Raw genomic sequence first — 6,228 nt, 5'->3', positions numbered from 1 at the left:
GCCGACCGCCCCTGACCGGCCGGTGAGCGGACGAGCCCACGAGCGCTTCCCCATGCAATTCCCTGCCGAGTTCCTCCGAGAACAATTGAGCCGCCTCCTCGAGCCCCGCTTCGGCCGACCGCTCCCCGAACCGCTCGTCGAGCCTTGTGGGGATCCGCGCTTCGGCGATCTCCAGAGCAGCGCCGCCCTCGTACTGGGTCGACGCGATGGGCTCGATCCGCGCGCGCTCGCCCTGGAACTGGCCGCCGCCCTCGGGGAGACGGACTGGTCCGCGCCCCCCGAGGTAGCCGGGCCCGGCTTCCTCAACTTTCGCCTCAAGCCAGAGCGCTGCTTCTCCGCTTTTGCCGAGATGGTCGCCGATCCTCGCCTGGGAATCGAGAAGACCGAGGAACCCCGGACGGTCGTGATCGACTTCTCGAGCCCAAACATCGCCAAGGAGATGCACGTGGGCCATTTGCGGAGCACGATCCTGGGGGAATCGCTCGCGCGCATCTACCGCTTCGCCGGCCACCGAGTCATCACCGTCAACCACCTGGGCGACTGGGGCACCCAGTTCGGGATGGTGCTCCTCGGCTTCAAGCGCCGGGGGGAGGAAGCGCGGCTCGAAGAGCGGCCTCTCGAATACCTCGAGGAGCTCTATCAGCAGATTCAGGCGTCGGCAAAGGAAGACCCGACGATCCGCGAGGCAGCCAAGACGGAGCTCTGGAAGCTGCAGCACGGCGATCCGGAAAACCTCGCCCTCTGGCAGCGCTTCGTCGAAACCTCGAAGGTGGAGCTCGCCCGCATCTACGAGGAGCTCGGGGTCCATTTCGACTTCACGATGGGAGAGAGCGCCTACCGCGATCAGCTCCCCTCGATCGTCCACGATCTGCTTGCCGCGAGCATCGCCCGACCGAGCCAAGGAGCCGTCTGCGTCTTCTTCCCGGACGACCCGGAGCTTCACGACAAGCCCTTCCTGATCCAGAAAAGCGACGGCGCCTATCTCTACGCGACGACCGACCTGGCCGCTCTCCGCTTCCGAGTCGGCGAGTGGAAGGCCGACCGGATCCTCTATGTCACCGACGGCAGGCAGCGCCTCCATTTCCGTCAGCTCGCCGCGACGGCGAAGCTGTGGGGAATGGCCGTGGAGATCGACCATGTCTGGTTCGGCTCGATCCTGGGAGAGGATAAAAAGCCGCTCAAGACCCGGGAGGGCAAACCCATCAAGCTGCGAGAGCTGCTCTCCGAGGCGCAGCGGCGGGCTTCCGCGATCCTTGCGGAAAAGAGGCCGGAGCTTCCCGAGGAGCAAAAGAGCCGGATTGCGCGCGCCGTCGGGATCGGAGCGCTCAAGTATGCGGACCTTTCGCAAAATCGCAATCTCGACTATGTCTTTCGATGGGAAAAGCTCCTCTCCTTCGAGGGCAACACCGCTCCCTATCTGCTCAATGCCTACGTCCGGATCCGGGCGATCCTCCGCAAGGCGGAAGCCTCCGGTCTGTCCCCTACCGCCGCCCCGCTCGGGGAACCCGCCGAAGTGCGGCTCGTCAAGCTTCTTCTCGAGTTCTCGCCGGCGCTCCGGCGAGTCGAAAACGAAAACCGCCCCCACTTTCTCTGCACCTATCTCTACGAGCTCGCCCGCTCCTTCCACCAATTTTACGAATCCTGCCCCGTATTGACCGCACCGCCGCCTCTCCGTGGCGCGCGGCTGGCTCTCTGCCGGGGTGCCGCCGCCACCCTAGGTGCGGGTCTCGATCTCTTGGGCATCGAGCGCCTCGAAGAAATGTAGGGCGCGCACGACAAAACCATTGCGGCTTTTCTAGGCCGGGCCCATCCTTGCTCTGGGCATGAGCCGAAAGATCTCCCAACTCGAGAAAGAAGGCGTCGGCCGCCAACCCTGCGGCCTTTCCGTCGCCGCCTGCCTCGGATCGGATCGGACACGGAGCTTCTGCAGCATCGCCGGATGGATGCATCAGATGCTCGATCAGATGCTCGAGGGGATGCTCGTGCTCGGTCCCGACCGATCGATCGAGATCGTCAACCGGGCGGCCGCGAGGATCTTCGGCTATCGCCCGGACGAGCTTCTCGGCCAACCGCTTACATTCCTCTTGCAGATGCCGGAGCAAATTTCCATTCCTTCTGTCGATTTCCCCCACCGCCCGACAGAGGGCGCCTCCTTCGACACGGGCCGCCATGAGGCCCTCGGCCGCAGGAAGAACGGGGAGGTCTTTCCAATCGAGCTTTCTGTCAGCCAATCGGTGGTCGAGGGGCAAACCGCCCTCACCATCCTGGTGCGGGATTTGACCGAACGGAGATCCTTGGAGCAGGCACTCTTCGAAGCGGAATCCCGAGAGCGACTCCGGATCGGCCAAGATATCCATGATAGCCTCTGCCAGATGTTGATCGGCATCCACTACCAGGCGGAGCTTCTGCAAACGAAGCTTCGGGAGCGCTCTCTGCCGGAATCGACTCTCGCCGCTCGGATCGGAGAGCTCGTCCGGGAAGCCAGCTCCTGCGCACGCGCGCTGGCACAGGGGCTCATGCCGTTGGCGATCTCTCCGGCCCAGCTCCCGCAAGCGCTGAAAGAGCTGGCGCACAAGACCGAGGAACGTTCCGGAGTCGCTTGTCGCTTCGCACTGGTCGGCTCGCCGACCCTTCGCGACGCGGCTACCGCGCTCCACCTCTACCAGATCGCGCAAGAGTCCATCCACAATGCCATTCGCCACGGAAAACCGAGACAAATCGAGATTCTCTTGGGAGAAGACGCCGGATCCGTCTATCTTCGGATTGCGGACGACGGAGACGGGATGCGACCCAAAGCCGAATCCGGCGCTGGTCTCGGGTTACGATCGATGCGATACAGGGCCGGAATGATCGGAGGGGTGATCCGTTTTGAATCCAAACCGAAGGAAGGGGTGATCGTTCTTTGTACGGTCCCCTCCGCGACCCGAGGGAAGGAAGCCAAAAGGAGTAGGAGGAGATGAAGGAGACCGGGGGGAAGACGTCCCAGCCCAAAAAGATTCTGATCGTAGACGACCACGCTCTGGTGAGCGAGGGGATCGCGCAGCTCATCGGAGCCAAGAGCGGCCTCACGGTATGCGGAACGGCGGCAACCGCCCATCAGGGATTCGACATGGTGGCCAAGACGAAGCCCGACTTGGTCATCGTCGATCTCTCCCTCCCAGGAAAGAGCGGCCTTGAGCTCATCAAGGACATTCACGCGACCTACCCCGAGATGGCCATCCTCACCCTTTCGATGCACGAGGAGTCGATGTATGCGGAGCGAGCCCTCCGAGCGGGAGCGCGCGGCTATCTCATGAAGAGCGAAGGAGGCCAGAGACTCCTGGAGGGGATCCAACGGGTGTTGGAGGGCGGCATGTTCGTCAGCGAGTCGGTCGCGACGCGAGTCCTCGAGCGCTTTTCGGGACGGAGGGCCAACCCCTCCTTGAATCCAGTGGAGACCCTCAGCGATCGAGAGTTCGAAGTCTTCCAGCTGATCGGCCGCGGTCTGGGAACGCGGCAAATCGCCGAACAACTCCATCTGAGCATCAAGACGGTCGAAGCCTATCGCGGCAGCCTCAAGGAAAAGCTCAAGCTCGCGTCGGGACCGGAGCTCGTCCACTACGCGATTTCGTGGCAGCAGTCCCAGGCGCTCCGCAGCGCCTGAGAGTTCGGCGCACCACGTTCGCGAATCGACAAGACTGCTTGGGCTATGGATCAATCGAACTGGGTGGCTGAAAGCCTCCTCGAGGCTTCCCGCTCGCTCGGAGAAGCCTGCTGGCTCGCGGCCCTTCTGGGGCGCTTTTCGTTCTGGATCCCGATCGACTATACCTTCGGCAATCGCTTCCCCCCGAACTCGGCCCTCTCGGTGGAGAGGGCGATCTTCGCCTTCCTAGCCCTGGGGGCGGTTCCCGTGCTTGGTGCCCTCCTGCCCCCCTTGGGAAGAAGCCCGGCGCCGGCGACCTTCGGCGCTTTCCTCGGCGGGCTCTTCGGCCTCGGCTTTCTTTTATCCCTGCCCCTACGGAAACCGACCCTCTCCACGCGCCTCCTTCCCTGGGCTCTTTGGTCTCTCTTGGGCGCCACCTTGCTTCTCGATCCCGCAGGGAAGCCGTCCTCCCCTCCGGGTACCGAGGCCCCCCTGCTCTGGACCGCCCTCACCCGGCTTTTGCTCCTCTCCCTCTCCTTGTGGCTGGCGACCCTGTTGGCCGAGCTCTTCATTTTGACGCCCGTCCTGGCACGGACCGGCCGACGGGATCCCTTCATCCTCCTGCTCGGGACAGGCTCTCTCGTGAACAGCTATGCGATCACGCTCTTCGGCGCAAGCGGCCTTGCCGTCTCCTGGCTCCTGCTCGTCCATCCCCGCTCCTTCTCGCCTGTCACTCCCGGCTCGCTCCCGGGAATCATTGGAGCGTTTTCCCTCTTCGCGCTTCTTCTCCGATCGTTTCACCAAGTCTTGGCCGAACCCGCAGCCACGGCCGTTCTGATGCGTCCCCGAGCTCGGAACGCCCGTCAGGATCGCCCGGGATCGGCCTCCGTTTCGACGGCCGCCTGTCGCCTCCCTTTGACCACCCATGCCATCGAGCTCTTCGCCGTCGGCGGGACGCTCGTGGCTGCAAACTTCCTCTCCGCCAGCCCCCTCGCCCCGACTCCTTCCCCATTTCATTTGGAGTCGGTCGATCTTCTGCTCCTGCCGCTTCTGGCCCTCGTCGCGACGGGAGGCCATCGCCTCTTTCACTTTAGCCGCCAGCTCATCCAAGGCTGCATCGACCTACCACGGAGCGAAGACCCGGAACGGGTTCCTCCCGTCCTCGTCCAGCTCGGGATCCGCCAATGGCTCTGGGCGGGGGGAGTCTTCTTCCTCGGAGCCGTGGCGATCGTCACCATTTCGAACCACTTCCATTGAGGGATCGGGCTCCGGATGCGCCTTTCCCGCTTGCCGCTCCCGCTGGGATCTGCTTTGCTTCCACCCGAAGGCGCTCATGCTCGGCAAACGCTAGCCGACCCCATTGTGTAGTGGTTAGCACACCACCCTTTCAAGGTGGTAGCACGGGTTCGAATCCCGTTGGGGTCGCTTCCTCTGGTAGAGGCGAAAAAATGGCCCTACTGGAAACGCATGCAGGCGACAAGCTTGCCAAGATCCGCAGAAGGCTTTCTCCGTGCTCCGGCTTGGAGGGGCGGTAAAGCTTGGCCTAGAGACCGTAGAAACGATAGGCCGGACTTGCCGCCGCTTTCTCCTGCAATGCCCTCGAGAGCTTCCGAACAATTCCAGGAGGTCTTTCTCCGACTCCCATAGGATCCCGCTCTCCCCCTCACGAGGCTGCGTCGATCCGCCGAGCTCCCGATCCGAAGGGCCTCCCCTATCGATGCATCTGTCTGTACCAGGATGCTCTCGCCCAATACCCTTGCTCACGACGGACGAGAAATCCATGGCGGCGAAGACAACCAGACTTGCTCAAACCACAATCCAAAGTCGGCGGCCAATCGAGGCCGAGAAAAGGGTCGGATCAGCGCCTCGGGCCCCCGACCGTCACGTTCAGATCCCGAATCAAGCCATCGGCCAAGGAATAGACCCAGCCGTGCACCGAGACTTCTTGCCCGCGAGCCCACGCTTCCTGGACGAAGAGGTCGGTCGCCACGTTCTTTACCTGGCGGATCACGTTGAGCTCGCAGAGTCGATGGAGCCGCGCCTCGAAGTCGGGGATCGCCTCGAGCTCCTTCCGATGCTCCTCCCAGAGCTCGCGGATTGGATGGAGCCAATGGTCGACCAGACCGCGGCGCTTTCCGTCTACAGCCGCTCGCACTCCTCCGCATCCGTAGTGGCCGACCACCAGGACGTGCCTTACCTGGAGGACATCGATCGCGTATTGGAGCACGGAAAGATAGTTGGCGTCCTGCGGCGGGGCCAAGTTGGCGACGTTGCGATGGACGAAGAGTTCCCCCGGCCCCAAGCCGATGATCTCGTTGGCCGGTACCCGGCTGTCGGAGCAGCCGATCCAGAGGTATTCCGGAGCCTGCTGGGTTACGAGCCGCCGGAAAAAGCCCGGCTGGCTCGACACCATCCTCCGCGCCCAATCGCGATTCCTTTCTTTGAGATGCTCGATTCCAGACATGGCGGCGGAAACGGACCGATCCCGCTTTCCGAAGCGGGGCTGCCGATTTGTAACTCATCGTTGCCGGTAAGGGCAACAGGAGCGAAAGCAGACCACCGGAGCCGTTCCCCCGTCCGTCTCGCGGCCGGCTTTATGCGCCGGC

General features: G+C 63.3%; 5 protein-coding genes and 1 tRNA gene. 5 read left to right on the top strand and 1 reads right to left on the bottom strand.

Annotated elements, in window-relative coordinates; all coding sequences use genetic code 11:
- The 5 genes from argS to FN369_RS06090 form a co-directional block, all read left to right on the top strand.
- Positions 1-1,765, top strand: a 1,765-nt coding sequence (argS, locus tag FN369_RS06110) for an arginine--tRNA ligase (RefSeq protein ID WP_342799714.1), incomplete at its 5' end; no start/stop codon positions are given.
- Between the two features lie 58 nt (positions 1,766-1,823).
- A complete protein-coding gene (locus tag FN369_RS06105) occupies positions 1,824-2,960 on the top strand; it encodes a PAS domain-containing sensor histidine kinase (protein ID WP_142525303.1) in 1,137 nt (378 codons plus the stop codon).
- The gene (locus FN369_RS06100) at positions 2,957-3,643 is read left to right on the top strand and encodes a response regulator (protein ID WP_142525302.1); all 687 of its coding nucleotides are present in this window, start codon (positions 2,957-2,959) and stop codon (positions 3,641-3,643) included. The genes FN369_RS06105 and FN369_RS06100 overlap by 4 nt, the downstream gene beginning before the upstream one ends.
- Positions 3,644-3,706: 63 nt before the next feature.
- Positions 3,707-4,879 (top strand): hypothetical protein, encoded by a 1,173-nt coding sequence (locus FN369_RS06095; protein ID WP_142525301.1) that lies wholly within the window; start codon positions 3,707-3,709, stop codon positions 4,877-4,879.
- Positions 4,880-4,975: 96 nt separating this feature from the next.
- A tRNA-Glu gene (locus tag FN369_RS06090) sits at positions 4,976-5,047 on the top strand.
- Between the two features lie 433 nt (positions 5,048-5,480).
- Here FN369_RS06090 and can read toward each other — a convergent pair.
- Positions 5,481-6,086, bottom strand: a complete 606-nt coding sequence (gene can, locus FN369_RS06085) for a carbonate dehydratase (RefSeq protein ID WP_142525300.1) — start codon at positions 6,084-6,086, stop codon at positions 5,481-5,483.
- Positions 6,087-6,228 lie beyond the last annotated feature (142 nt).

This window comes from Methylacidimicrobium cyclopophantes (genome assembly GCF_902143385.2).
Taxonomy (GTDB): domain Bacteria; phylum Verrucomicrobiota; class Verrucomicrobiia; order Methylacidiphilales; family Methylacidiphilaceae; genus Methylacidimicrobium; species Methylacidimicrobium cyclopophantes.
The sequence above is the reverse complement of the archived record's forward strand: the minus strand, read 5'-3'. Positions and strand labels throughout refer to the sequence as shown.